The following is a 24,665-nucleotide window of genomic DNA, read 5'->3' on the forward strand; positions in this document are numbered from 1 at the left end:
TTCTGCCTATAGTCTGGATTAAGTTCCCAGCTCACAATGATTTAAAAAGGCAGAAATTCTTATGGCGTCTCGAGGCTCAGGAAAAATCTCAGCGAACACTGTTGTGCCCGCATCATCGCGCGCGGCACACCAACGCGAGAGCATTCGCGCCATGTCCACGCGCCAAAACCGCAACAAGACCGACGAGTTCGGCATTGAACGTTCGAATGCCGACGACCCTGGGATCGTCGATAAGATACGACTCAAATGGGGATGGTTTGACCATCTCATGCGTATGAATGAGCGGTACAGCCAAGAAGGCGGCAACCAATACTCCGCGGGCATTACATATTTTTCTGTGTTGTCGATGTTCCCGATCCTCATGCTCGTCATGGCAGCGGCAGCAACTATTCTTGCGCGTCAGCCAGAAACACTGCAGCAATTACAGGAAAGAATCACCGATTCTGTCGACGCATCTATCGCAGATACCCTCAAAGAAATTCTCGATACCGCCATCAGTCAACGCGGTGCCATGTTCGGCATCGGTGGTCTTACTGCCTTATGGTCCGGTCTAAGCTGGATGTCGCATCTGCGCTACGGGGCGTCGAAAATGTGGCGATACCCAGTCACCGGTGACAACTTTGCGAAAACCAAATTCCAAGATTTCCTTGGATTCCTCAGCCTGCTCGTGGCCATGGGCATCGCGCTGGGTATCACCGCTATCGGATCCTCTGGCCTGACGACGCAGCTTATCGACGCCATCGGGCTTGCCGACGTTCCCGGCATCTTCCTTCTCACATTCTTCATCTCTTTAGTCGTGGGACTTATCGCCAACTTCTGCGTATTCCTCTGGCTTATCAAATACCTCCCCCGAGGCGAAGTCCCCACAAAATCTGCCCTTAAAGCCGCAGGTATTGGTGCTGTGCTCTTTGAGACCTTCAAGCAACTCGCATCTCAATTCTTCTCGAACGCATTGAGCAACCCCGCCGGAGCCACCTTCGGCCCCATCATCGGACTCATGGTGTTGCTCTACTTCGTCTGGCGCATCCTTATGTACTGCTGCGCCTGGGCTGCAACCACCGCAGAATCCTTAGCGATTGCCAAACTCGAGCCACCAGCACCAGCCGTCATCCGCGTTCGCGAAGAAATCCGCACCGGAGGCGACAAAGGCAAAGGCATTGGAATCGGCATCGCCGGTGCTGCAGCCGCTACTGCCTTGCTGTCACTGTGGAAGCGAAAGTAATTCCAAAACAACGCTTGCTTGATAAAAAATAAAACAACCCCTAGGTAGAACAGGAAATGACACACATCGTCTCCGTACTTAGGGGTTTTCCTGTTTTAGCGATTCACGCGATCTTCACGTTTACCGAACATCCACGCCAGCGCCCCGAGCCCTACCAGCGCCACCAACGCCCCCAGAATCACAAAACGAGGTGTCGTGTTGCGGTTATCAGAGGGGTTAGTAAACGATGGGCGCGAGAGCTCTTTTGGTTGCGATTCTTCGGAAGGAATCGTCGATTCCTTCCGAAGAATCGACCCTACTGCTTGGTTTTCGGCGACTTTGTAGCCGGCGTCGATAAGCTTGTTAGCTTGTTCCCACGGGCGTCCTAGATCGATGGTCGTGTCGAGGATGATGGCGGCGATGCGTCGACCATTGATGTTTTTGGCGCCGACGAAGGTGTGGTGGGCGTCGTCGGTAAAACCGGTTTTGCCACCGATGCCGTGTTCGGTGTTCATGAGGATGCCGTTGTCATTCCAGACTTGGAATGTTGTGCCGGCTTTATCGGCAGGAAGATCTGAATATTCTTTTTTCACGGTGTCTGCGAAGACGGTGTTTTGCCATGCTGCTTGATAGATGACAGCAAGGTCGCGCACAGAAGTGGACATGCCTTGGGCGTCGAGGCCAGTGTATGAGGCGGCGTACGTGTCGACGGTTCCCAATTCCTGGGCAAGATCGTTGATCTTTTTGATGGCGGTGTCTTCGCCGCCGAGGGCGCGTGCGAGTGCGCTGGCGGCGTCGTTTCCGCTGCCTAAGAGTAGTCCGTCGAGTAGTTGTTGGACGGAATAGTCGATTCCTTCCACAAAACCGACAGCGGAACCTTCTTGGTTCACGTCATCATTGGTGATGGTAACTTTTTTCGAAAGGTCGAGTTCTTCGATGGCTACGAGCGCGATAAGTGCTTTGATGACGGATGCAGGGCGGTAGCGTCCATGGGGGTCTTTGGTGGCGATGACAGCACCGGTATCGAGGTCAAAAACCATCCATGCCGAAGCGGTATTGGTGGGGACGTCGAATCCTGTTGCTTTTGTTATTCCACAGCTGCCAAATTCGTTGTCGACGGTAGGAAGTGGTGCGATTGATGTATGTCCTGGTGCGAGTTTTTCGGAGGTCGTCTCGGCCGATGGTGGGGTGGTGGCGTTGTCGCATTTGTCGGTGTTCGGCGCGGAGGAACGCGGTGCAGGGTCGGCTAATGCTGGTGCCATGGTTGCGCTAAGTGCGGTGGGTGTGAGTGTTGCAGTGATGGCGGTCAGCGCGATGAGAGTTTTTGGCACACGTTTCATACTTATGATGGTGCCGTGGCTTAAGGTGTAGTTCATGTATGACACCCCTATTTTCCGTTCAGAATTTAAAGTAATTTCGCATGAGCTAATTCACGCACTACCGAAAGTGATTCTCGGCGAGTCTGGTGATGCTGCTTATGTGCAGTCTCGGGTGCAGCAGCTGACAGATGACCACGTGGCGTATTTTGAGTGCACGGTGCCGCATGAGGATATTGATCGTGCGATTTCTGTCGCCGAACAAGCCCCGTTTACTGTGGGGGTAGTGGAAAGAATCGACGATTCTTCCCACTACACAGACCGCTCGCGGACGCCTGTCGTCGTGGGCTTTTCGACGCAATCCGCTGACGTAGCTGCCATTTTGCGGGAAAATTATGTTCCTTTTGAGTTCGATGGCAGCGTCGCAGATCAGGTTCGTGTGGGGGCTAGCCGCATCATTCATGGCATTGGTTTGTTTGAAGATTTTCGTTTCGAAGATGACGATATTGTTCCGGGAAGGCTTTCGGCGTGGGTCCGCGATCGTGATTATCCAGTGCTTGTGGGGCCTTTTGCTGATCTTGAAAATGGAGAGGTTGCAGAGCTTGCAGATCATCCGTTGCCGTTGATGTCTAAGTTGGGTTACCGGACAGCATCGTCGATTCTTTCCACAGATCGTCTTTTGGCATTGACGGAGTACTTGGAATTACAGATCGAGGATCTTTTCGAGTTGACTCGAGATGCCGTGGCGGTGTCGTTGTTGCCACAGCCGCTGAGGGTGCAGTTGTGGGAAGAATTGGTTTTCCCGTTCTTTGAGCAGTTGGGTGAAGATTTTGCTGATGATTCCGCTACCGACGATGCAGAAAGTACGACAGAGCTGCGCGTTGAGCGTGATCATGCAGGTCATGTGCACACGGATCATCATGGTGGGGCTGCTGGCTTAGAAGGCGTGGATCCACAGTTTCTAGATGAGATGGGTATTGAGTTTGATGATCTAGATCTCTAGGAGATTGTGGGGGCTGACTGGGTCATGAGTGCTGAACTGGTTTTCTGGTAGCCAGCAACTAGAAGAAAGCGGCATTCACAGCCGCACAGCTGCACGGCCACACAGCAGCCTTTCACCACGGCCGCATAGCTGCTTTTCTTCTTGAGTGCGTCAAGCAGGTGCAGTTTTTATAAAAATATTCCCCATGAGTTGGTGTCTGATTTCTCAGTCCTTCTCATGGGGATTGGTTTGTCCGAGGTGATCTCGGCTGCGGGCTTAGGGGTGTTTAGAATTTGCTGAATCGTTTGGTCAGCATTTTCTCCATTTCAGCCCAGCTTTCGGAGTGCTCGGTAAATGGTGGGGTGGGGGTGTAGCCGGAGACTCGGGTGGATCCGATCATGTAGGAGATGTAGTCCTGCATGCGGGGGTTGGTGAGGAAGTATGAGTTGAGGGAGTCGTCGGCTGCCCAGTCGGCGGCGTCGGCGAGGAGTTCGTAGGCGCGGGCCATTTGGGCGGTGTCTACGGCTTCGACGCTGGTGTTGATGTCTCGGGTGAGGCCGTTGAATGAGTAAACATTGTCGGGGTGGACTGTGATGTCGAGCTCGCCGGTGTTGACGGGAACCATGAGGTCTTCCCAGGTAGATACGCGTGCGAGATCGTGATCGTCATGTTCGACGAGCCAGCGGACGAGAGATTTTCCGGAGTTGAAGGTGAAGATTTCCCCGTATTTTCCTAGGAATACGGGCTGTGCTTCGATGTAGGTGCGCAGGGTGTAGACGGTGCGCCCATCGATGGAGATCTTGATGGGGTCGATACCTGCTGCTGCCCATGGGGTGGCGTCGTAGGGGTCGACTTTTTCAGCGTCGGCCTTTTTCTTTTCTTCTTCGGCGATGCGGCGCTGTTCTGCTTCGGCGGCGGCGTCGTCGATACGCGCGGCTGCGTCGCTGATAGCCTCGGCGTTTCCGTCAGTGTGGACGGTGATGACGCTGTCGAGGGCATCGATGACGTTATTCCAGCTGGTCAAGACGATGCGTCCGATACCGGTCCATTCGCCTAGGCCGGAGTCGCCGGTGAAGTGGTCGCCGCCACGCTCGGTGTTCATGAGGATGGAGTGCGAGGAGAAGAAGCTTTGTACTGGGATGGTTGCGGTCACATCGCCGAGGCTGCGTGCGATGGCAAAGCAACGTGCCACTGCAGAGACGTTGGTGTGACTTGGGCGTTCTGCGAGTAGTGCAGGTACTCCAATGAGGTCGTATTCTTGGCGATCGGTGGGCACGACGCGATCGTCGGTACCGGCCATGAAGGCACCCCACTTGGGGTGGTCGCTGAGGTCGTGGCGCGCGCCGGATTCGATGTAGGCGAGGACTGCCGCGGGGGATTCGAATACGTAAAGGTCGTCCCCGCTACCGAGAAACGCCTGCCACTCGGCGCCGTGTTCGCGCCATTGTGGTGCCCAGAGAGTGTAAAAGTCGCCCTCGGTCAATGAGATTTTGACGGGTACGATTCCTTTATTAGCCATGGCTATGCATCTTAGCGGGTCTACCCTGTGGGTCGGAAGTAACCTTTAAACGGCATTCCCATGTTGGTGGTTCTGATGGGGTTGAGTGCGACGGGGTTTCCGGCTTCGATGATGTTTCCGTTGCCGGCGTACATGGCAACGTGGCCGTCCCAGACGAGTAGATCGCCTAGTTGGAGGTTTTCACGCGCGACGGGTGCGCCGACGTTTTGGTGTTCGGCGAGTCGGGGCAGCTCAATGCCTGCTTGTCGCCATGCCCATTGGGTAAATCCGGAGCAGTCGAAGCCGGCGAGTGTTGTTCCGCCCCACAGGTATGGGGTGCCTAGGGCGCTCATGGCAGCGTCGACGGCTCGTTTTCCGAGGTGAGACGCAGGTGGAGGGGTAGGGGGTGCTGCAGGTGGTGGGAGTTCGCCTCGCGTATCGACGCCCCTATCTGCTACCGAGAGCAGTGTCATGGTGGCATGGGTGAGGTTTTTATTGGCGAGGTCGAGACGTGCGAATGCTAGATCGATGTATTTGCCTGGCAATGCTGCAAGTTCTGCATGGGCTGCGTGTGCTGATCCCGGCAGGGGGCTAAAGAGTTTCGGAAAGATTCGGGTGGCCTCGCTTAGAAAGTCGGTGGCCATGTGTCCGAGTTCTGCGCGGAGATTGTCTATTTCGTGCAGTGCTTGGGGGATGACGCTGCGTGCGCGGTGTGCGTCGGCGGTTAGGGTTTGTGCTGCATGGATAAGTGGTGTGGTGGTGCCAAAAGCGTGCGTGATCAGGTCGGCGGTGGGAAAAGATGGTGTTTCGGGGATGGCTAGGTTGAGGTGTGGGGGTGCGAGTGTGGCCAGCATGGAAACCACACCGGGGAGGTTAATCACAGGGTGTCCTCTCGTCGGGCAGTATCGGCGTCGATGTCTTCGGCGTGTTGGAGAAGCTGGTGCGCGGTGGCGGCTAGTTCTTCTGCTTGGTGGCAGTGCTCGGTTGCGCGTGTGGTCAAGGATGTAACGCAGCGGTTATAAGCCCTGAGAAAGTCGCCAATTCCGGCGCAGTCTGAGGTAATGTCGTGATGGTCGCTGGGTGGGTGTGTGGCTTCGTCGATAAGCGTGCGAAGCCATTGGTGCATGAGAGGTACGTCGATGGCGATGTGAGAGTCCATATATGTTTAGACGTAATGAGCGTGGGTTCTGGTTCCCACGCATTCCGGGGCTACGATGGCTGGTATGGAAATTCGGATCGTCGACCACCCCCTGGCAGCTTCACGCCTTACCATCATGCGCGATAAGCGCACTAACAATGCGGGATTCCGTGCTGCGCTTGCAGATCTCGGCGCCATGCTCGTCTATGAGGCGTCTCGTGATCTTGCAATTGAGCAGTTCCCAGTCAGTACTCCTGTTGCCGATACGCAGGGGACTCGTTTGCAAGATCCTCCCATTATCGTACCGATTATTCGTGCCGGTTTGGGCATGGTGGATCCGGCATTGTCGATGATCCCTGATGCTCAGGTGGGCTTTATTGGCATGGCGCGTGATGAGGCCACCCATCAGCCTGTTCCTTATCTTGAAGCATTACCCGACGATCTCAGCGGCCGTACCGTGTTCTGTGTGGATCCGATGTTGGCTACGGGTGGTTCGTTGCTGCATGCCATTAAGCTGCTGGCGGATCGTGGTGCTACTGACATTACCGCTATTTGTATGGTGTCGGCGCAAACAGGTGTCGATGCCTTGGCTGAGTCGGGCCTGCCTTGTCGTTTGGTTACGGCCACCATCGACCCCGAGCTTAACGACGACGCCTACATCGTTCCTGGCCTCGGCGATGCTGGTGATCGCCTCTACGGGCCGCGTAATATCGACCTCTAAAACTGCTTTCATAGCGTCTCATAGTCGTTTCCCCCTGCTTGTCGTAGCCATGTGATTGTGCATGGCCTGCGGTTGGCATGGGGGATTTTTGTTATGCGTAACCACCGCCCATTACTATAAGATTTTGTTTATTTACAGTGCTCTGACCAATGTATTGGGCGGACGTTGACCACTGTATTGGGCACATTTGAGCGCATGAATGAAGGTTGGACGCAGTGGCCCAGTTATGGCCACGCCTTTGGGGTGAGGCTACATAAACTACGGCGACTGCGTGGCCTTACTCAAGACGGGCTTGCAGAAATCGCCAACTTAAGCCGCAACCAAATCTCCAATCTCGAGCGCAACGAAAATAGTGCAACCAAAAGCTCCGATCCCACGATGTCGACAATCTATCGACTAGCGCGTGCTCTCCATGTCCCACCAGCTGCACTCATGCCCGCGGTAGGGGACTACGTCACTGACATTTGTCAAGACACTGGCAGTGAACTGCCCATCGACATCGCATGGCCTACCAGCAGCCAAGACACCCAAAAATTCTCCATCCAGTATCGCTACCGCTACTGGGATGAGCAGTCGCCACTATTTGATGACGAAGACTGGGATGATGACCACGCTGACGACCCAGACTTTGGCATCGCAGTCATGCCTGAAACGCCTGATAACAACGACGCCGACACGACGAAGAGCGGAGAAGACACAGAAGATAGTGGGGACGTCGATAAGCCCGACGACGACCCCTCGCCTAGATACTTTCCTACGAACGTGGGGCTATAACTTTCCTTTCTTCTTGCTGTGGTTAGGATGAAAGATTGCATGCAGAAAAGGTGAAAGGCAGGGAAGTATCGTGGCACAATCGGTTGCGGAGCATGTCACGCAATGGGTACAACAACACCGTGACGAGATGATCGAGTGGAGACGGCACTTTCACCGACACCCAGAGCTTTCGCACATGGAGTTTGCTACCACCGACTTTATCGACGCCACCCTGCGGCGCTATGGACTCACCCCACAGCGCTTCCCCAACACAGGGCTCATGGTCGATATCGGCCCAGACACCCCAGAAAAAATCGCCTTCCGCGGTGACATCGATGCCCTCCCCATCACAGAAAACGACGATCACGACGTCATCTCGGAAAACTACGGTGTCATGCACGCCTGCGGACACGACGTCCACATTACCGTCGCACTTGCAACCGCCTGCGCACTCGCTTCTGCAGACCTCACCATCGGCGTGCGTGTCATCTTCCAACCAGCCGAAGAAGTCATGGAAGGCGGTGCCCCAGAAGTCATTGAATTCGGGGCACTGAAAGGTGTGTCCAACATCTTCGCTATTCATGCCGAACCCAAACTCACAGTCGGCAAAGTAGGCGTTCGGGCGGGCGCCATCACGAGTGCCTCCGACGTCATTGAAATCAAAGTATTCGGCCCAGGAGGGCACACATCGCGCCCCCATCTAACCGCCGATGTCGTCTACGCACTATCCAAGCTGGTCGTTGACCTGCCAGGCTTGCTTTCGCGCCGGGTCGATCCGCGCACAGGCACCGTCTTAGTCTTTGGAATGATTAACGCAGGCTATGCGCCTAACGCCATTACGGAAGAAGGCTCGGTGAAGGGCACCATACGAACCGCAGATATTGGGGTGTGGCGCATGATGGAAGGACTCCTTGCAGAGTTGGTTCCTCAAGTCCTAGCGCCTATCGGATGCACTTATGAGCTTATCCACCATAAAGGGGTACCGCCGGTGCTTAACGACGATGTCGCCACCGCCGTCATTGCCGACGCGGCACGCACGATTAACCCCAGCACAGTAGTCGAAGCACCACAGTCTTCAGGTGGTGAAGACTTCTCGTGGTACCTCGAACACGTCCCTGGATCTATGGCCCGACTGGGGTGCTGGAATGGGGAAGGAACCCCTGGTGACCTGCATCAAGCCGACATGTATGCGGATGAGCGTTGCCTTGAAGTAGGCGTTCGTCTCTTTGGTGCAGTGGCTGATCGATATAACTCCCACGCAGCGTTGTTCATCGAGGATTAATCTGACGCGTTCCCCGTGGGAGTAAAGTGCGCGATTCGCGCTGTGGGATGTCTCCGATACACTTGGGTGTTGGACTCATCTAACCGGCACACCCATACTGGAGGAACAGTGACTCGAATCGTGATTATCGGTGGCGGCCCCGCAGGCTATGAAGCAGCGTTGGCCGGCGCAAAATATGGCGCCGAAATCACCATTATTGAGGACCGTGGCCTAGGTGGCGCAGCAGTTATCAACGACTGCGTGCCATCCAAGTCGTTCATCGCAGGCGCAAACATCAAGACTGACTTGCGCCGTGCCGACGACATGGGGCTCAACAAGGGCATCGGCGAGGCACACTTGCTTATCGACGCCCTCAATAACCGCGTTCAGGCCCTTGCCTACGAGCAGTCTTCCGATATTCGTGCATCAATGGATGCTCACGGTGTGCGCGTTATCGACGGCCGCGGCTCGTTTGATGACTATAACCCTAAACAAACCGTGCACTACATCAAGGTGGACCGTGCCGATGGAACCACAGAAACCATCGAGTGCGACCTCATTTTGATTGCTACCGGTGCCACTCCGCGCATCCTGCCAGACGCACAACCAGACGGCGAACGAATCCTTACGTGGCGTCAGATCTACGGCCTCAACGAGCTCCCAGAGCACCTTATCGTGGTCGGTTCGGGTGTGACCGGTGCCGAGTTTGTTTCTGCCTTCGCAGAGCTTGGGGTCAAGGTTACCATGGTGGCTTCCCGTGACCGCATTTTGCCTCACGATGACGCCGATGCTGCTGATGTGCTTGAAACCGTGCTGGCAGAACGCGGCGTGGCTTTGGAAAAGCATGCTCGCGTCGATTCCGTTACCCGCACCGAAGATGGTGGCGTATGCGTGAAAACCTCTGATGGTCGAGAAATCTATGGCTCCCACGCCTTGATGACCGTCGGTTCCGTGCCTAACACCAAGGATCTTGGTCTAGAAAAGGTAGGAATTGAAACGACACGTTCTGGCCACATTCGCGTCGACCGTGTCTCGCGGACCAACGTTGCGGGCGTTTACGCCGGTGGCGACTGCACCGACTTGTTCCCGCTGGCTTCGGTTGCTGCTATGCAGGGGCGCATTGCCATGTACCACGCGTTGGGAGAAGGCGTAAAGCCCATCCGCATGAAGACAGTGGCAACCGCAGTGTTTACCCGTCCAGAAATTGCAGCTGTGGGCGTGACCCAGAAACAGATCGAATCGGGTGAAGTCATTGCCCGTACCGTGATGTTGCCGCTTCAGACCAATCCACGTGCCAAAATGCGCTCCCTCCGACATGGTTTTGTCAAGATGTTCTGCCGTAAGAACTCCGGCATTGTGATTGGTGGTGTTGTAGTGGCACCGACTGCATCAGAGCTGATTCTTCCGATCGCTGTTGCCGTGACTAACCAGCTCACGGTGTCTGATCTTGCGGAGAGCTTTGCCGTATATCCATCACTGTCGGGTTCGATTACTGAGGCTGCACGTCAGTTGGTGCAGCATGATGACCTGCAATAAAACAGCAGGGGTAATTATGTAGGGGGTAGCCGAGGCGTTTTTAAGTTTCTTAGTAAGCGCCTCGGCTATTGTTTTATGACTTTAAATGTCTTGACCTCATGTTTTAGGTCATCGCGGTCGCGATGTTGTGTTGTTCACAATCGCGATTGTTCTCTTTTTATGCAGCGGGGGAGACTGCACAGTGGGGGATAGTGGCAAGGAATGTGCTGAACTGTGGTCGTTTTCTTTGACGTGTAATGCCAAGGGGGCGGGGGTAGTGCGGGCAAGGTTTGGGGGGTTTCTTAGGTGCGATCGGGCACTACGACCATGGATATTTCTATTCTCACCTCGAAATTAGGCAACCGTTGTCAATTAATGTGGCACCGGAGGTTTCATAGGGGTAAAACGACGGGTAAGCTCGAAGCCTGTAAAAGTAACTGCGATCACAGATTTCGCCACCGTGCGAATCAAGGTACATAGTCTAGTGCTTTTTCACAAAAGTGCTGGCTTTCTTTTTTCAAACAAGGACAAACTAACAGTGTCTCAACAATCATCTGAGCGTGGAACCTCTCCGGTAAATCCATTGTCCAAGATCCTCGTCGCCAACCGTGGCGAGATCGCCGTGCGAGCTTTTCGTGCAGCCTTTGAAACCGGTGCTGCCACGGTAGCTGTCTACCCCAACGAAGACCGTAATTCATTCCACCGATCGTTTGCCTCCGAAGCTGTCCTCATTGGTGAGGGCGGATCTGCGGTCAAAGCGTACCTCGATATCGACGAAATCATCCGTGCTGCTAAACAAACGGGGGCCGACGCAATTTACCCAGGCTATGGCTTCCTTTCTGAAAACGCCCAGCTTGCTCGTGAATGCGCCGAAAACGGGTTGACCTTTATCGGTCCACCTCCATCAGTACTGGAGCTTACCGGCGACAAAGCAGCAGCAGTAACCGCTGCCCGTGAAGCCGGTCTTCCTACTCTGACCGAAACAGAAGCAACAGACGATCCCAAAAAGCTCGCGGAACTGACTAAAGGACAGACCTACCCGCTATTCGTCAAAGCTGTTGCAGGTGGCGGCGGACGTGGCATGCGCTTTGTCGACGCCCCCGAAAACCTAGAAAAGCTAGCAGCGGAAGCCTCCCGTGAAGCGGCTGCAGCATTCGGTGACGGCCGAGTCTACGCCGAGCGTGCAGTGATCAACCCTCAGCATATTGAGGTTCAGATCCTTGGCGACTCCGTAGGCAACATCATCCACCTGTACGAGCGTGACTGCTCGCTGCAGCGTCGCCACCAAAAGGTAGTGGAGATCGCCCCAGCTCAGCACTTGGCCCCAAGCCTGCGCGAAAAGATCTGTGCCGATGCAGTCGCCTTTGCACGCCACATTGATTACCAAGGTGCGGGCACCGTGGAGTTCTTGGTCGATGAGGAAGGCAACCACGTCTTCATCGAGATGAACCCTCGTATCCAGGTCGAGCACACCGTGACCGAAGAAGTCACTCAGGTGGACTTGGTGAAGTCCCAAATCATGATTGCCTCCGGTGCGACACTCGAGGATCTCGGCCTACGCCAAGAAGACATCCACACCGAAGGCGCGGCTCTGCAGTGCCGTATCACCACCGAAGACCCCAACAATGGCTTCCGCCCAGACACCGGCACGATCACCGCTTACCGCTCACCAGGCGGCGCAGGTGTTCGTCTCGACGGTGCCGCCATGCTCGGTGGTGAGATCACCCCGAACTTCGACTCCATGTTGGTTAAGATGACCTGCCGAGGTGCCGATTTCGCCACCGCAGTAGCACGCGCGCAGCGTGCTCTCGCAGAATTCGTCGTCTCAGGCGTGGCCACCAACATCGGATTCCTGCGTGCTTTGCTACGCGAAGAAGACTTCCAGCACAAGCGCATCGCTACCGGCTTCATCGCTGACCACCCATGGTTGCTACACGCACCACCTGCCGACGATGAGCCTGGCCGCATCTTAAACTACTTGGCCGATGTCACGGTGAACAAGCCTCATGGTCCGCGCCCGGCTGTGATCAACCCCTTAGAAAAGCTCCCAGCAGAGGTCAAAGGTGAGCTACCACGTGGCTCCCGTGACCGTCTGCTCCAGCTCGGCCCAGAGGGATTTGCACGCGCACTGCGTAAACAGGATGCGCTTGCGGTTACTGACACCACCTTCCGTGATGCACACCAGTCGCTTCTCGCTACCCGCGTACGCTCCAACACACTGATCGACGCGGCACGGCACGTCGCAAAGCTAACCCCAGAGCTGCTGTCCGTAGAAGCATGGGGTGGCGCTACCTACGACGTCGCTATGCGATTCCTCCACGAGGATCCCTGGGAGCGCCTCGATCATCTGCGCGAGGCCATGCCAAACGTCAATATCCAGATGCTGCTGCGAGGCCGCAACACAGTTGGCTACACGCCCTACCCAGATTCCGTCTGTAAGATGTTCGTTGACGAAGCAGCACGCTCCGGTGTTGATATCTTCCGCATTTTCGACGCGCTTAACGACGTCTCCCAGATGCGTCCAGCAATCGACGCAGTCCTAGAAACCAATACCACCATTGCCGAAGTCGCCATGGCATACTCTGGTGACCTAACCAGCCCAGATGAGAAGCTCTACACGCTGGACTACTACCTCAAACTTGCCGAGGAAATCGTCACATCCGGTGCGCATGTCCTTGCGATTAAAGACATGGCCGGATTGATGAAGCCAGCCGCGGCCGCCAAGCTGGTCACGGAATTGCGTCGCAACTTTGATCTGCCTGTTCACGTGCATACCCACGACACTGCCGGCGGCCAGCTGGCTACGTATTGGGCTGCAGCAGCCGCTGGTGCCGATGCCGTCGATGGAGCCTCCGCGCCGCTATCGGGCACAACGTCGCAGCCATCACTCTCCGCTATCGTTGCTGCGTTCGCTAACACCTACCGCGACACGGGCCTTTCGCTCGACGCAGTCGGATCGATAGAGCCGTACTGGGAAGCAGTGCGTAAACTCTACGCACCATTCGAATCCGGAACCCCAGGGCCAACCGGACGCGTGTACCAGCACGAAATTCCAGGCGGCCAGCTGTCCAATCTGCGCGCACAGGCAACCGCACTCGGCCTAGCAGACCGCTTTGAGCTCATCGAAGACTACTATGCGGCCGTTAACGAGATGCTGGGACGTCCGACTAAGGTCACCCCCTCGTCAAAGGTTGTTGGCGATCTTGCACTCTACCTAGTCGGCGCCGGAGTTAACCCAGCGGATTTTGCAGCAGATCCACAAAAGTACGATATTCCTGACTCCGTTATTGCCTTCCTCCGTGGTGAACTCGGCACCCCTCCAGGTGGCTGGCCAGAAGAACTGCGAGCCAAAGCATTGGCAGGACGTAAGGAATCCAAGGACACTTTGGCACCACTGCCAGCAGAAGACGAAGCGCTGCTCGCAGATCCTACAACTGTTCGCCCAACGCTGGATCGTCTGCTCTTCCCGAAGCCTGCGGCAGAATTCGCAGAGCACCGCCGTCAGTTTGGCGATACCACCAAACTCGGTGACGCAGAATTCCTCTATGGCCTCAAAGAAGGCAAAGAAACGGTCATTCGTACCGCGGATAGCAGCGTCCCAATGCTGGTGCGTCTCGACGCCGTCGGCGAGCCCGACGAAAAGGGCATGCGCAACGTTGTGTGCAACGTCAACGGCCAGATTCGTCCGATCCTCGTGCGTGATCGCAGCGTAGAGTCAGTGACCGCCTCTGTAGAAAAGGCTGATCCTTCCAACGCCGGACACGTAGCAGCACCATTCGCAGGCGTTGTCACGGTGACAATTGAGGATGGCGCTACCGTCAAAGCAGGCGACCCAGTTGCCGTCATCGAAGCTATGAAGATGGAAGCAACGATCTCTGCCACCACAGACGGAACTATCGACCGTATCGTCTTGACGCAGGCAACCAAGGTGGAAGGCGGCGACTTGCTCCTCGTGATCAAGTAGTCACCACTGTCTAACGGTTAGACGCACAGCAGCCGGTTCGATTATCTCCCGTGCGGAGATTCGAACCGGCTGCTGTTATTTTCGTGTGTTTAATCCGTAACTGGTGCGAAGGTGCGTCGATACGCTCCGGCTACCGATTCCGAGTCACATACGATAACCACGTGCGCCGAAAATCCTGTTTTCCTAGCGGCTGCTAGCTCCTCGCTGAGGATCTGGGCTTCCATCCCCGCAGGGAACCCTAAGGGGCCTGTGATTTGGGAAGGAATCGTCAATTCCTTCCAATCCCTTCCCGCGGCGGTGGCAAAAATATTTCGGAAACACTGACGCAATAATTCGATACTTTCGCCCCGCGCTGCCAAATTAAGCTGTGAAGTCACTGTGTGAATAAGCCATGGTGTGGGAAGTAAAAATCCGTTGGTAATGTACGTAGAACCCACTTCTATGGGCCCGTGGGATTCGTTAAGCAGGCGCGCACACTCTAAGCGAAGTCCGAAGCCGGCACGTTGATGGATCCGAGCCGCGAGATCGCGCAGCGAGGGCGACGTCGGCCCAATCAACGTTTGTGTAGCCGGTACCACCATTGCCGTAGCCGGTAACGCTGTGATGTCTCCTATCACGATTGCAGCCGCAGGTGCGGTGGCTTTGAGGAAAGTTGACTGGGCTTCTTCGAGTGCTTGAGAAGCTGCGCGAGGATCACGCATATTCACCATCGCGTCGATACTAGAAAGTGTGTGTTGGAAAGAATCGTCGATTCCTTCCGATACAACAACGGCATTTCGGGGATCGTCGGCTTCTAAGGCGTGGAGAAAATTCCGTGCTGCTGTTATCTGGGCGTCGGTGGGGCTATTGGTCATAGCGCTTCATTGTATTAGCTGGTGAGGGTGAAACCGTGTGCGGTGCACCAACGGGTGATGGGGCCGCGGATTTCGGTGACTGCGTCACCAACTGTTTTGGGGGTCAGAACTGGGTCGTTGGGGAGTTTGCGGTTGGGGTCACCTACGGGGGCGATGTCGAGAACGGTGGCGGTGTCGGTGATATGAAGTGCGGCGAGTGCAACCATGTCGACGTTGGTTTGTTCGCAGACTGCCCATGTGTACAGGGTGTCGTGGTCCCAAGCGGTGCGGGCTTCGTCGACGGTGAGGTGGGCGTCGACAAGCTGGAGGGCGGGGGAGTCGTCGATTCTTTCGTCGTTGTGGAGTGGGCGTGCGTAGAAGCGTCCGCCGTTGATTTCGGTTGGTTCCATGTCACATAGTGTAAAGCTTTTCTCGAACACTGATCAGAAGTTTTGGGGGCGACAACGTGAAAGTAAGACAAAAGTGGGGCCTTCCCACGGCACTGCTTGAGTGCCTACGGGAAGGCCCCACGTGGGGTGAAATCAGGCTCGTAATGTCAGCGAGGTGACGAGCCTGAGGCTTCTTAAGGACGCTTAGGCGTCTTTGATTTCGAGGAGAACCTGGCCCTTGGTCACGCCTTCGCCGGCGGCGATGGCTAGGCCGGTGACAACACCGGACTTGTGTGCCTTGACTGGGTTTTCCATCTTCATTGCTTCGAGGACGACGACGGTGTCGCCTTCAGCTACTTCGGCGCCTTCTTCGGCGTTGATCTTGATAACGGTGCCTTGCATTGGTGCTGCAACAGCGTCGCCGGAGATAGCAGCCTTGGAACCGCCTGCGCGGCGTTTCTTGGCTTTCTTCTTTGGTGCGCCGGAGCCGCCGCCGAGGGCGAGGTCGCCTGGCAGCGCGATTTCTACGCGACGGCCGTCAATTTCAACGATTACCTTTTGGGATGGCAGTGCTGCTTCTTCGTCGTCCACCTCGGTTGGGTCAACGTATGGCTCGATGAGGTTGTCCCATTCTTCTTCGATCCACTTGGTGTAGACGTCGAATTTTTCGCCGTCGCCGATGAAGGCTGGGTTTTCTACGATGTGGCGGTGGAATGGCAAGACGGTTGGCATGCCTTCGACGACGTATTCGTTGAGTGCGCGGGATGCGCGCTGGAGTGCTTCGTCGCGGGTTTCGCCGAAGACGATGAGCTTGGCGAGCATGGAGTCGAATTGGCCGCCGATGACGGAGCCTTCGACGATGCCGGAGTCCATGCGCACACCTGGGCCGGATGGCTCGATGTATTTGGTTACCTTGCCTGGTGCTGGCATGAAGTTGGAGCCAGCGTCTTCGCCGTTAATGCGGAACTCAAAGGCGTGTCCACGAGGGGTGGGGTCTTGTTTGATGTGAAGTTCTTTGCCCTCTGCGATTCGGAACTGTTCGCGAACCAAGTCGAGTCCAGTGGTGACCTCGGTGACGGGGTGTTCCACCTGGAGGCGGGTGTTGACCTCGAGGAAGGAGATCAGTCCATCAGAGCCAACGAGGTACTCGACGGTGCCTGCACCGTAGTAGCCAGCTTCTTTACAGATGGCCTTGGCGGATTCGTGGAGACGGGTGCGCTGGTCGTCGGTAAGGAATGGGGCTGGTGCTTCTTCGACGAGCTTTTGGAATCGGCGCTGGAGGGAGCAGTCGCGGGTGCCGGCGACAACGACGTTGCCGTGCATATCTGCGATGACCTGGCACTCGACGTGGCGGGCTTTATCGAGGTAGCGCTCGACGAAGCATTCGCCACGGCCGAAGGCTGCCACTGCCTCACGGGTTGCGGATTCGTAGAGGTCGGCTACTTCGTCCATGGTGTAGGCGACTTTCATGCCGCGGCCACCGCCACCGAATGCTGCCTTAATGGCGATAGGAAGTCCGTGCTCTTCTGCGAAAGCGACGACCTCGGAAGCGTCCTTGACAGGCTCTTTGGTGCCTGGTGCCATAGGTGCTTCTGCCTTAAGCGCGATGTGGCGTGCGGTGACTTTATCGCCGAGGTCGCGGATGGACTGTGGCGATGGGCCGACCCAGATCAGGCCTGCATTGATAACTGCTTCGGCGAAGTCGCCGTTTTCGGAGAGGAAGCCATAGCCTGGGTGGATGGCGTCGGCGCCGGATTTCTTGGCCGCGTCGAGGATCTTGTCAAAGACAAGGTAGGACTCGGCGGAGGTTTGGCCACCTAGTGCGAATGCCTCGTCAGCCATGGAGACGAAAGGAGCGTCTGCATCGGGCTCTGCGTACACGGCGACGCTGGCGATGCCGGAATCGCGGGCTGCACGGATAACGCGGACGGCGATCTCACCGCGGTTTGCGATGAGGACCTTAGTGATCTTCTTCTGTTCCACAGACACTGAAGCTCTCCTGGTTCTGATGAAAATTTTTGGGGCTGGTGTAGCAATTCTAGGGGCGTGGCATGACATCTCGCTATAGGTTGCTACACCATTGTCAGTCGTTTGAGTGCCCGACATTAAAAGTAAGATAGTCTACATAGTGCACTTAATGCGGTGGGCATCACATATTCTTGCACATTAGATGCCTCTTCAATGGCAAATTCCTCGGAAGAATTGCTCCCGAGGAATTTATTTTATAGTCAAAACTATTATTTTTCTAGGGTGCCACGCCGGGCTCTTCACCCTTGGCGATAGGCATGCGAATCATGTTGCCCCATTCGGCCCATGATCCGTCATAGGTGCGGGCAATGTCGTGTCCAAGCAGGTATTTTAGGACGAACCATGTGTGGGCTGCGCGGTCGCCTACTTGGCAGTAGGTGACGGTTTCAGCGTTTTTGTCGAGTCCGCCGTAGATCTCACTGAGCTCAGCAAAGGAGCGGAACCGGCTGTTCGGGTGTACTGACTTATTCCATGGAATGTTCACCGCAGTTGGGATATGGCCGCTGCGTAACACCCCAGATGAGGGGTAATCATTGTCTGCAATGCCCGCATATTCGGATTCACTGCGGACGTCGATAAGCTGTTGTGTGCCCAGTTTGCTCACGAGCTCGTCGACAAAAATGCGCGCTGGTGCGCTGGTATCGGTGACAACGGGGTAGCCGGTTGCTGGGTACTCCGGAACAGCGTAGGAGGTGTCGCGTTCCTCGGCCATCCATGCATCGCGACCGCCATTGAGGATGCGGATGTCCGCGTGGCCAAAGAGCTCGAAGATCCATAGGGTAAAGGTTGCCCACCAGTTGGACTTATCGCCGTAGATCACCACGGTGTCGTCTCGGGCGATGCCTTTCGCGTCCATGAGCGTTGCGAAATCCTCGGCGCTGATGTAGTCGCGGATGGTGGCGTCGTTTAAGTCCTTGGCCCAGTCGATGCGTACGGCACCGGGGATGTGTCCAATGTCGTAGAGGAGTGAGTCCTCGTCGGATTCCACAACGCGAAGGCCTTTGGTGCCTAGGCGGGCGCTCAGCCACGAGGCGGAGACGAGCTTTTCGGGGTGTGCGTACTCCTGGAACTGTGGGTGGGGATCGAATGGTGCTGGCATTTTTACCTTCTTCAATGACTAAACGGTGACGCGCAATCGCTGAAAGATTCCACTATGGCAGTGGGCTGGCGTGAAAAGCCACGGGGTTGGCCCACCTTTAAGCAATATTGTCACAACGTGGCGGTGCAGTTGATTGTTCCGCACAAAGTTCACATTGTGAGCAGTCTTACAGCGGGCATTATTCTTTCGTTATGTATTGTGGCCGCGCACATCCTACCGCATGCTGGGGGTGTAGCCATCATGGTGGGTCAAAAGTGCTGCTGAGCAGGGGAGGAATGGCATGGCGTAGTCAAGGCTTATCGACGCCCCCCTGTATCTGCGCCTACTCCTTAAATATAAGGGTGTGTTCGTCTTTTGTGTGTTGTTGATTACTCCTTAGTGTGTTCTATCCCCTAGAAGTGAGATGTTTAATAGCATCAAGTTTGAGGCGCCCATTCAGTAAAAGCCGGTATGTCTATCGTGGCCGCGCTGACAAGCTCCTCGGATGTTGTTTCGCGGTTTATTCGCGTCCTATTTTGTGGCTGACTTCTTATATGCGAAGGCGCTTGTTCTTTGCGGAGGGAAGGAGTCCACATACCACCCCGAAAGGTTCATAAATTGCACAAGAGCATTGTTGTCTTCGAGGTCGAAGGCGGAAACGATAAGCAGTTCAACGGTCACCGTAAGGACACGCTTCCTATCGTTGATGCCATCAAGGAAAAGGGATGGCACGCTGAGGTTGTGTTCTACCGTCCTGGGTGGAGCGAAGGCCTGTTTGAGTATGTTTCCCAGAACTTCGACGGCTACATTTCTCGTGTTAACCCAGGCAACATTCCTGGCGGCGAGAAGGGCTACTTTGATTTGCTGACCAAGCTGTCCGAGGCTGGTCTTGTGGGTATGTCTACCCCAGCTGAGATGATGGCTTATGGCGCAAAGGATGCTTTGGTCAAGCTCAACGACACTGATCTGGTTCCTTCCGATACCGCCGCTTACTACGATGTGGAGACGTTCCACAACACCCTCCCAACCTCGCTTTCTTATGGTGAGCGCGTTCTTAAGCAAAACCGTGGCTCTACAGGCTCGGGCATCTGGCGTGTGCAGCTTGAGGACAAGGAGCTCGCTGCATCGGTGGCTCCAGGAACTGCACTGCCTTTGGACACCAAGTTGCGCTGCACCGAGGCTGTAGACAACCACACCGAGATCCGTGAGCTTGGCGAGTTTATGGATTTCTGCGATCAGTACATCGTGGGCGATAACGGTATGCTCGTCGATATGCGCTTTATGCCTCGTATTGTCGAAGGCGAAATCCGTATCTTGATGGTTGGTCCACACCCAGTATTCGTGGTGCACAAGAAGCCAGCTGCTGGCGGCGACAACTTCTCGGCAACCTTGTTCTCGGGCGCAAAGTACACCTACGACAAGCCAGAGGCATGGCAGGAGCTCGTCGACATGTTCGCAGCTGCTCGCCCTGTGATCGCTGAAAAGCTTGGTGGCGACAACATCCCGTTGATCTGGACCGCAGACTTCATGCTCGCTGATGGCGAGAACGGCGAGGACACCTACGTTCTCGGCGAGATCAACTGCTCATGCGTTGGTTTCACCTCTGAGCTGGACATGGGCATCCAAGAGCTCGTTGCTCAGGAAGCCGTCGAGCGCGTGGAAAAGAAGCACGCATAAACGTTTTCGTTACGTAAAAGCGAAAGCGGCGTACGCCCTTATTCTCTCGATGGGGAGACAAAGGGTGGTGCGCCGCTTTCGTGCTTTTCGACGCCTCCCGCGTAACATGTCTTTCGTATTCCACGATGTGCGTTGGTTAAAATATTGAGGTTATTTCTACACAACGATCGATTCTAAGACGCGAGATTTCCGGTGCCGCAACCTAAAACTCAACAATCTTCTAGGCCTTCGACTACTAAATACCGCTACGACCTTGATGGTCTACGCGGTATTGCTATTGCATTCGTGGTCATATTCCACGTGTTTGTGGGCCGTGTGTCGGGTGGCGTGGATGTTTTCCTCTTGCTGTCGGGCTATTTTTTCCTTGGTTCGCAGCTGCGTTATGCCGCTAAACCGAATGCCAGCTTGAACCCGTGGTGGCCGTTGTGGCGAACGATTCGTCGACTCCTTCCAGCACTCATGGTGGTGCTGATGTCTACGGTGCTGATTATTGAGTCAGCGATCCCCGAGCTTCGCACCACAAATGTTGCGGATCAGGTGCTGGCTAGCGTGGGGTATTACCAAAACTGGGAGTTAAGTGCGCAGGGCTCTGCCTATGGTGCAGCCTCCAGTGTGGTCAGTCCGTTGCAGCATCTGTGGTCGATGTCTGTGCAGGGACAGTTTTATCTGGCGGCGATTGCGTTCGCCCTGTTTGTATCTGTGGTGTTGAAGCTGCGGCGTCGACGCGGCCATGAAGCCGAGCGGGTGCGTCATTTGGCCGGTATTCCGCTGATCGCGGTGACGGTGGCGTCGTTTAGCTATGCGGTGTACTTGCATCCGGTGGATCAATCGCTGAATTATTATTCCACCTGGTCGCGTGTGTGGGAGCTGACGCTCGGCGCGGTACTTGTGTTGTACGCCGATAAGATTCGGGTCAGTCGCGTCGTCGGTGTGGTGTTGACATACCTAGGCCTAGCGATGGTGTTGACCACCGGCCTGCTTTTCGACGGCGCCCAAGTATTCCCAGGTCCTGGCGCTTTATATCCTCTGGGCGGCGCTGCAATGGTCATCCTTGGGCAAGGCCACCGTGCTGGTTGGATGAAGAGCCGTTTCATGTTGTGGCTTGGTTCGATCGCGTACCCGTTGTACCTGTGGCACTGGCCGCTGTTGATTATGTCCACGATTTATCTTGGGCTCGATCGTCCAGGTACTGGACTCGGTCTCTCGGTGATTGCGGTGTCGGTCGTTTTGGCGCACCTGACGCACAAGCTCATCGAGGAACCTTTCAAACAGCATGCCAAACGCCCCGAACGCCAAGCGCGTCGAGTACGTAGTGCGGCAGCGACGTTGCGTAAGGCGACGGGGGCTACGCGTGCGCTCGCCGGCGTAGTGGTTCTTGCGCTGTGCGGGACAGCATTGTGGATTCCTTCCGTATGGCAAAAGGAAGTACAAGCGCTGTCGAAGACTCAGCTGGATCCGGCGCTGTATCCGGGGGCGATGGCGTTGGTTGGCGGGCGTGTGCCGCAGGTGAAGTTTGCGCCGGATCCCTATGTTTTGGCTAATAGTTTGTCGCCAGCGTGGACGGACGGCTGCATGTCGGAGCTTGACGACGACCCCACGAAGATCGCGAACGACAACTTCGGCGAGGAATATTGTGTTTATGGCGACAAGAATGCCAAGAAGGTTGCCTATGTGATCGGTGGTTCCCATGCGGAGCAGTGGATGGCTGCGTTGGATCAGATCGGTCGCGATCATGGTCTGAAGATTATTCCGATTGTGCGTCAGGGTTGTCCAGCGTTTGCCACGGAAGAAGACGGTGTATTTAGCGATGACTGTGCGACTTTTAACAAGGTCATGCTGGAGAAGGTCCGTAGGGATAAGCCTGATTTGGTGATTTCTAATTCCACGCGTCCGTTGCTGGAGAAGCTGCGCGGTTTGGACGAGGTTCCAGAAAGCTATCGCACGCTGTGGGCGGTGTTGGAAAAGGAAAAGATTCCGTTTATTGGTTTGCGGGATAATCCGTGGTTCTTGGATAAAGATGGCCAAGCGTGGCCGCTGTCGCAGTGCATCGCAAGCGGTGGCAGTGTGACGGAATGCGGTAAGCCGCGGGAGGAAATTTATTCTCCTGTAGATCCCGCGGCGCGTTTTTTGAAGTCCAAGACGATGATCTCTATTGACACCGCCGACTGGTTCTGCCCGAATGGTTTTTGCCCCGGTGTGATCGGCAATATCTATGTTTATCGCGATGGCAACCACATTTCCGATGCCTACGCGTTGAGTCTTGTCCCACTGTTGTGGGAGAAGATGGAACCAGTGGTCTCCCAGCTTTAGGCTGGTGGAAGCAGCGTATCGACGCAGCTCTGGTCGGCGTCGAGAAGCATCTGGCGGCATCGCTCGTATTCGGCGGTGTCGCCAATTTTTTGTGAGGCTAAGGCAAGCGCGGCAATAGCACGCAGCACGCCTTGGTTTGGCTCGTGTGCAAATGGCACTGGCCCCCAACCTTTCCAACCGTTGGCGCGGAGGCGATCGAGGCTGCGGTGGTAGGCGGTTCGTGCATAGGCGTAGGCGATGGCCCGTTGCTCATCACTGTGCGCTGTTGCAAGTGCTTTGTGTGCAAGTTGTGCCCACACGGACGGGCTTTCGGGGTGATCAAGGGCGGTCGTAGCAGTGACTGCTTCGAGATCGATGCCGTCAAGCGCTGGGTCTTGCGGAAGCTGAACGGGTGGGGGAGCGAGCATATCGTTAAAAGCTGTCATATCAGTTATTGTTCCAGAATTCGCTGACGTTGTAGCCTGCCGCGTATAACGCACGACGCACCACTGGCAACGATAGTCCGATCACGCTGGATGGATCGCCGGTAATCGAGTCGATAAACCAACCACCGATGGCCTCGAGTGTAAAAGCACCCGCGCACTGCAACGGTTCACCAGTGCGCGCATAAGTCTCAATGTCGGCATCATGGGCGTGTGCAAACGAGACAGTCGTAGTGGAGGTTTCTACATGGCGACCACGTGGAGTAATCACACAGTGGCCGGTAATAAGCTCAGCAGTTTTGCCGCGCTGTTGTTTCCACCGCTCAATAGTCTTCTCTATGGTATGGGGTTTTCCTTGCAATACGCCGTCGAGAAGCAACATGGAATCACCGCCAATTACAACATCGTCGGGGTAGCTTTCTGCAATCGCCTCAGCCTTGGCCTGAGCCAAAGCGGCGACTTTATCAACAGGCCTATGTTCTGCAAGTGACTCAAGCAGAGCATCTTCATCAACATCTGCGGGGAATACTAACGGCTCAACGCCGGCACTACGCAGAATTGAGAGTCGTGATGGGGAAGATGAGGCGAGCACGATATTCATGCTCACCTATAGTAGGCGCTACACCGCAGGTAGCGTATCGGAGATCGAAGGATAAGAAGCTTGCGCCCCGCGACCCTGAACACAGAAAGCTCCGACGCGGGCTGCGAACGTGGCGGCGTCGACAAGCGAGTCGCCCTGCAATCGGCGAGCCACGAATGCACCTGCGAAAGCATCCCCAGCGCCCGTGGTATCGACAGCCGTTACATGCGGGGTGGCAATTGGCGTAATGCCAGAAGCATCGGCAACCAAAGCCCCATGCTCGCCGATGGTCAGCACCACAGAGGCAAAACCTTGAGAACGCAACGCTTCGATGAGAACGTGGGGATCCTCGCTGGTTACAGGAGCGCCGAGTTGTTCCAGAATCAACGCAGCCTCATGCTCGTTAGCCATCAGCGGATCCGCGCGCAGGAGGCAGTCACGGTCGACGGCGATCACTGGCGCAAGGTTGACTACCACTGTGCCACGAGCTGCTTGCACTGCAGCGCTGAAGCCATCGGCGGGGATCTCACCTTGCAAGAGAACGATGTCGGCTTCCTCGATGGGCTTACGATGGTGTTCCACGTAGTTTGCGGTGACATGTGAGTTCGCGCCGGGGATAACGATGATGCTGTTTTCGCCGTCGTCAGAAACTTGAATATAAGCAACGCCGGTATTGCCGTCGATTGCCTCCACTGCGTCTAAGTTGACCCCAGAAGTTCGCAGGATTTTCAGGGCGTGGTCGGCGTAGGTGTCGTTTCCAACCGCGCCGACGAACGACACAGTTGCACCTTGCAGCGCGGCGGCAACAGCTTGGTTTGCGCCTTTGCCACCTGGGCTGATGATGGAGTCGTGGCCAAGGATGGTTTCGCCTGGGCTGGGATGTCGTGCTACTTGGATGCTGACATCAGCGTTGATCGAACCAACAACAGTCATTGATGAGGACATACTTTTTCAGTCTCTCCTTTCCACAGCAGCGTGACAGCCACCGTCTACATCAAG

20 protein-coding genes are annotated in these 24,665 nt (G+C 55.7%); 9 read left to right on the plus strand and 11 right to left on the minus strand.

From position 1 onward, the window contains the following. Window positions 1–61 precede the first annotated feature (61 nt). Window positions 62–1,222 (plus strand): YhjD/YihY/BrkB family envelope integrity protein, encoded by a 1,161-nt coding sequence (locus ABMV07_RS03230; protein WP_088267068.1) that lies wholly within the window; start codon window positions 62–64, stop codon window positions 1,220–1,222. 95 nt (window positions 1,223–1,317) lie between these two features. Here ABMV07_RS03230 and ABMV07_RS03235 read toward each other — a convergent pair whose 3' ends face one another. Further along, the gene (locus ABMV07_RS03235) at window positions 1,318–2,577 is read right to left on the minus strand and encodes a serine hydrolase (RefSeq protein WP_088267069.1); all 1,260 of its coding nucleotides are present in this window, start codon (window positions 2,575–2,577) and stop codon (window positions 1,318–1,320) included. Here ABMV07_RS03235 and ABMV07_RS03240 point away from each other — a divergent pair. Next, window positions 2,576–3,520, plus strand: coding sequence for a hypothetical protein (locus ABMV07_RS03240; RefSeq protein ID WP_196977592.1), 945 nt, complete (start codon window positions 2,576–2,578; stop codon window positions 3,518–3,520). The genes ABMV07_RS03235 and ABMV07_RS03240 overlap by 2 nt on opposite strands. A gap of 265 nt (window positions 3,521–3,785) precedes the next feature. Here ABMV07_RS03240 and ABMV07_RS03245 read toward each other — a convergent pair whose 3' ends face one another. From ABMV07_RS03245 to ABMV07_RS03255, 3 genes are read right to left on the minus strand one after another with little or no spacing between them, the layout of a single operon-like run. Further along, window positions 3,786–5,018, minus strand: coding sequence for a hypothetical protein (locus ABMV07_RS03245; protein ID WP_374064863.1), 1,233 nt, complete (start codon window positions 5,016–5,018; stop codon window positions 3,786–3,788). Between the two features lie 20 nt (window positions 5,019–5,038). Next, a complete protein-coding gene (locus ABMV07_RS03250; RefSeq protein ID WP_196977593.1) occupies window positions 5,039–5,878 on the minus strand; it encodes a C40 family peptidase in 840 nt (279 codons plus the stop codon). Continuing rightward, complete coding sequence (locus ABMV07_RS03255; protein WP_088267073.1) at window positions 5,875–6,156, minus strand: hypothetical protein; 282 nt, start codon at window positions 6,154–6,156, stop codon at window positions 5,875–5,877. The genes ABMV07_RS03250 and ABMV07_RS03255 overlap by 4 nt, the downstream gene beginning before the upstream one ends. A 64-nt stretch (window positions 6,157–6,220) precedes the next feature. Here ABMV07_RS03255 and upp point away from each other — a divergent pair, with 64 nt between their 5' ends. The 5 genes from upp (at window position 6,221) to ABMV07_RS03280 (ending at window position 14,349) form a co-directional block, all read left to right on the plus strand. Continuing rightward, the gene (upp, locus tag ABMV07_RS03260; protein WP_088267086.1) at window positions 6,221–6,856 is read left to right on the plus strand and encodes a uracil phosphoribosyltransferase; all 636 of its coding nucleotides are present in this window, start codon (window positions 6,221–6,223) and stop codon (window positions 6,854–6,856) included. A 195-nt stretch (window positions 6,857–7,051) separates the two neighbouring features. After that, complete coding sequence (locus ABMV07_RS03265; RefSeq protein WP_088267087.1) at window positions 7,052–7,630, plus strand: helix-turn-helix domain-containing protein; 579 nt, start codon at window positions 7,052–7,054, stop codon at window positions 7,628–7,630. 70 nt (window positions 7,631–7,700) lie between these two features. After that, on the plus strand, window positions 7,701–8,891 hold the full coding sequence (locus tag ABMV07_RS03270; protein WP_088267074.1) for an amidohydrolase: 1,191 nt from the start codon (window positions 7,701–7,703) through the stop codon (window positions 8,889–8,891). Between the two features lie 108 nt (window positions 8,892–8,999). Beyond that, window positions 9,000–10,406, plus strand: a complete 1,407-nt coding sequence (locus ABMV07_RS03275) for an NAD(P)H-quinone dehydrogenase (protein WP_088267075.1) — start codon at window positions 9,000–9,002, stop codon at window positions 10,404–10,406. Window positions 10,407–10,923: 517 nt separating this feature from the next. Further along, window positions 10,924–14,349 carry a pyruvate carboxylase gene (locus ABMV07_RS03280; protein WP_088267088.1) on the plus strand — a complete coding sequence of 1,142 codons (3,426 nt, stop codon included), beginning with the start codon at window positions 10,924–10,926 and terminating at the stop codon, window positions 14,347–14,349. A gap of 89 nt (window positions 14,350–14,438) precedes the next feature. Here the strand turns inward: ABMV07_RS03280 and ABMV07_RS03285 are convergent, their stop codons facing one another. The 4 genes from ABMV07_RS03285 to ABMV07_RS03300 form a co-directional block, all read right to left on the minus strand. After that, window positions 14,439–15,203 (minus strand): macro domain-containing protein, encoded by a 765-nt coding sequence (locus tag ABMV07_RS03285; protein ID WP_197692908.1) that lies wholly within the window; start codon window positions 15,201–15,203, stop codon window positions 14,439–14,441. A gap of 14 nt (window positions 15,204–15,217) precedes the next feature. After that, window positions 15,218–15,592 carry a hypothetical protein gene (locus ABMV07_RS03290; RefSeq protein WP_088267077.1) on the minus strand — a complete coding sequence of 125 codons (375 nt, stop codon included), beginning with the start codon at window positions 15,590–15,592 and terminating at the stop codon, window positions 15,218–15,220. A 183-nt stretch (window positions 15,593–15,775) separates the two neighbouring features. After that, complete coding sequence (locus ABMV07_RS03295) at window positions 15,776–17,560, minus strand: acetyl/propionyl/methylcrotonyl-CoA carboxylase subunit alpha (RefSeq protein WP_088267078.1); 1,785 nt, start codon at window positions 17,558–17,560, stop codon at window positions 15,776–15,778. 256 nt (window positions 17,561–17,816) lie between these two features. Further along, entirely contained in the window at window positions 17,817–18,698 is an 882-nt protein-coding gene (locus tag ABMV07_RS03300; protein ID WP_088267079.1) for a sulfurtransferase, read from the minus strand. 597 nt (window positions 18,699–19,295) lie between these two features. Between ABMV07_RS03300 and ABMV07_RS03305 the strand changes: the two genes are divergently transcribed. Both ABMV07_RS03305 and ABMV07_RS03310 read left to right on the plus strand, forming a co-directional pair. Beyond that, complete coding sequence (locus ABMV07_RS03305; RefSeq protein WP_197691955.1) at window positions 19,296–20,354, plus strand: Cj0069 family protein; 1,059 nt, start codon at window positions 19,296–19,298, stop codon at window positions 20,352–20,354. 192 nt (window positions 20,355–20,546) lie between these two features. Then, window positions 20,547–22,664: an acyltransferase family protein gene (locus ABMV07_RS03310; protein ID WP_088267081.1), complete on the plus strand. Its 2,118-nt coding sequence runs from the start codon at window positions 20,547–20,549 to the stop codon at window positions 22,662–22,664. On the opposite strand, the gene ABMV07_RS03315 is transcribed toward ABMV07_RS03310, so the two are convergent. The 3 genes from ABMV07_RS03315 to ABMV07_RS03325 are packed head-to-tail and all read right to left on the minus strand — an operon-like array spanning window position 22,661 to window position 24,611. Continuing rightward, window positions 22,661–23,089 carry a DUF3151 domain-containing protein gene (locus ABMV07_RS03315; RefSeq protein ID WP_196977538.1) on the minus strand — a complete coding sequence of 143 codons (429 nt, stop codon included), beginning with the start codon at window positions 23,087–23,089 and terminating at the stop codon, window positions 22,661–22,663. The two genes, ABMV07_RS03310 and ABMV07_RS03315, sit on opposite strands and share 4 nt — an antisense overlap. Before the next feature lies 1 nt (window position 23,090). Continuing rightward, window positions 23,091–23,687, minus strand: coding sequence for a Maf family protein (locus ABMV07_RS03320; protein ID WP_088267083.1), 597 nt, complete (start codon window positions 23,685–23,687; stop codon window positions 23,091–23,093). An 18-nt stretch (window positions 23,688–23,705) separates the two neighbouring features. Continuing rightward, window positions 23,706–24,611 (minus strand): ribokinase, encoded by a 906-nt coding sequence (locus tag ABMV07_RS03325; RefSeq protein WP_088267084.1) that lies wholly within the window; start codon window positions 24,609–24,611, stop codon window positions 23,706–23,708. Between the last annotated feature and the right edge of the window lie 54 nt (window positions 24,612–24,665).

Source organism: Corynebacterium belfantii, assembly GCF_041898185.1.
In the GTDB taxonomy this organism is placed as follows: domain Bacteria; phylum Actinomycetota; class Actinomycetes; order Mycobacteriales; family Mycobacteriaceae; genus Corynebacterium; species Corynebacterium belfantii.

Coding starts and splice junctions, on each gene's coding strand:
- ABMV07_RS03230 (WP_088267068.1), top strand. CDS start 62: ATGGCGTCTCGAGGCTCAGGAAAAATCTCAGCGAACACTGTTGTGCCC.
- ABMV07_RS03240 (WP_196977592.1), top strand. CDS start 2,576: ATGTATGACACCCCTATTTTCCGTTCAGAATTTAAAGTAATTTCGCAT.
- ABMV07_RS03235 (WP_088267069.1), bottom strand. CDS start 2,577: ATGAACTACACCTTAAGCCACGGCACCATCATAAGTATGAAACGTGTG.
- ABMV07_RS03245 (WP_374064863.1), bottom strand. CDS start 5,018: ATGGCTAATAAAGGAATCGTACCCGTCAAAATCTCATTGACCGAGGGC.
- ABMV07_RS03255 (WP_088267073.1), bottom strand. CDS start 6,156: ATGGACTCTCACATCGCCATCGACGTACCTCTCATGCACCAATGGCTT.
- upp (WP_088267086.1), top strand. CDS start 6,221: ATGGAAATTCGGATCGTCGACCACCCCCTGGCAGCTTCACGCCTTACC.
- ABMV07_RS03265 (WP_088267087.1), top strand. CDS start 7,052: ATGAATGAAGGTTGGACGCAGTGGCCCAGTTATGGCCACGCCTTTGGG.
- ABMV07_RS03285 (WP_197692908.1), bottom strand. CDS start 15,203: ATGACCAATAGCCCCACCGACGCCCAGATAACAGCAGCACGGAATTTT.
- ABMV07_RS03290 (WP_088267077.1), bottom strand. CDS start 15,592: ATGGAACCAACCGAAATCAACGGCGGACGCTTCTACGCACGCCCACTC.
- ABMV07_RS03300 (WP_088267079.1), bottom strand. CDS start 18,698: ATGCCAGCACCATTCGATCCCCACCCACAGTTCCAGGAGTACGCACAC.
- ABMV07_RS03315 (WP_196977538.1), bottom strand. CDS start 23,089: ATGACAGCTTTTAACGATATGCTCGCTCCCCCACCCGTTCAGCTTCCG.
- ABMV07_RS03320 (WP_088267083.1), bottom strand. CDS start 23,687: ATGAATATCGTGCTCGCCTCATCTTCCCCATCACGACTCTCAATTCTG.
- ABMV07_RS03325 (WP_088267084.1), bottom strand. CDS start 24,611: ATGTCCTCATCAATGACTGTTGTTGGTTCGATCAACGCTGATGTCAGC.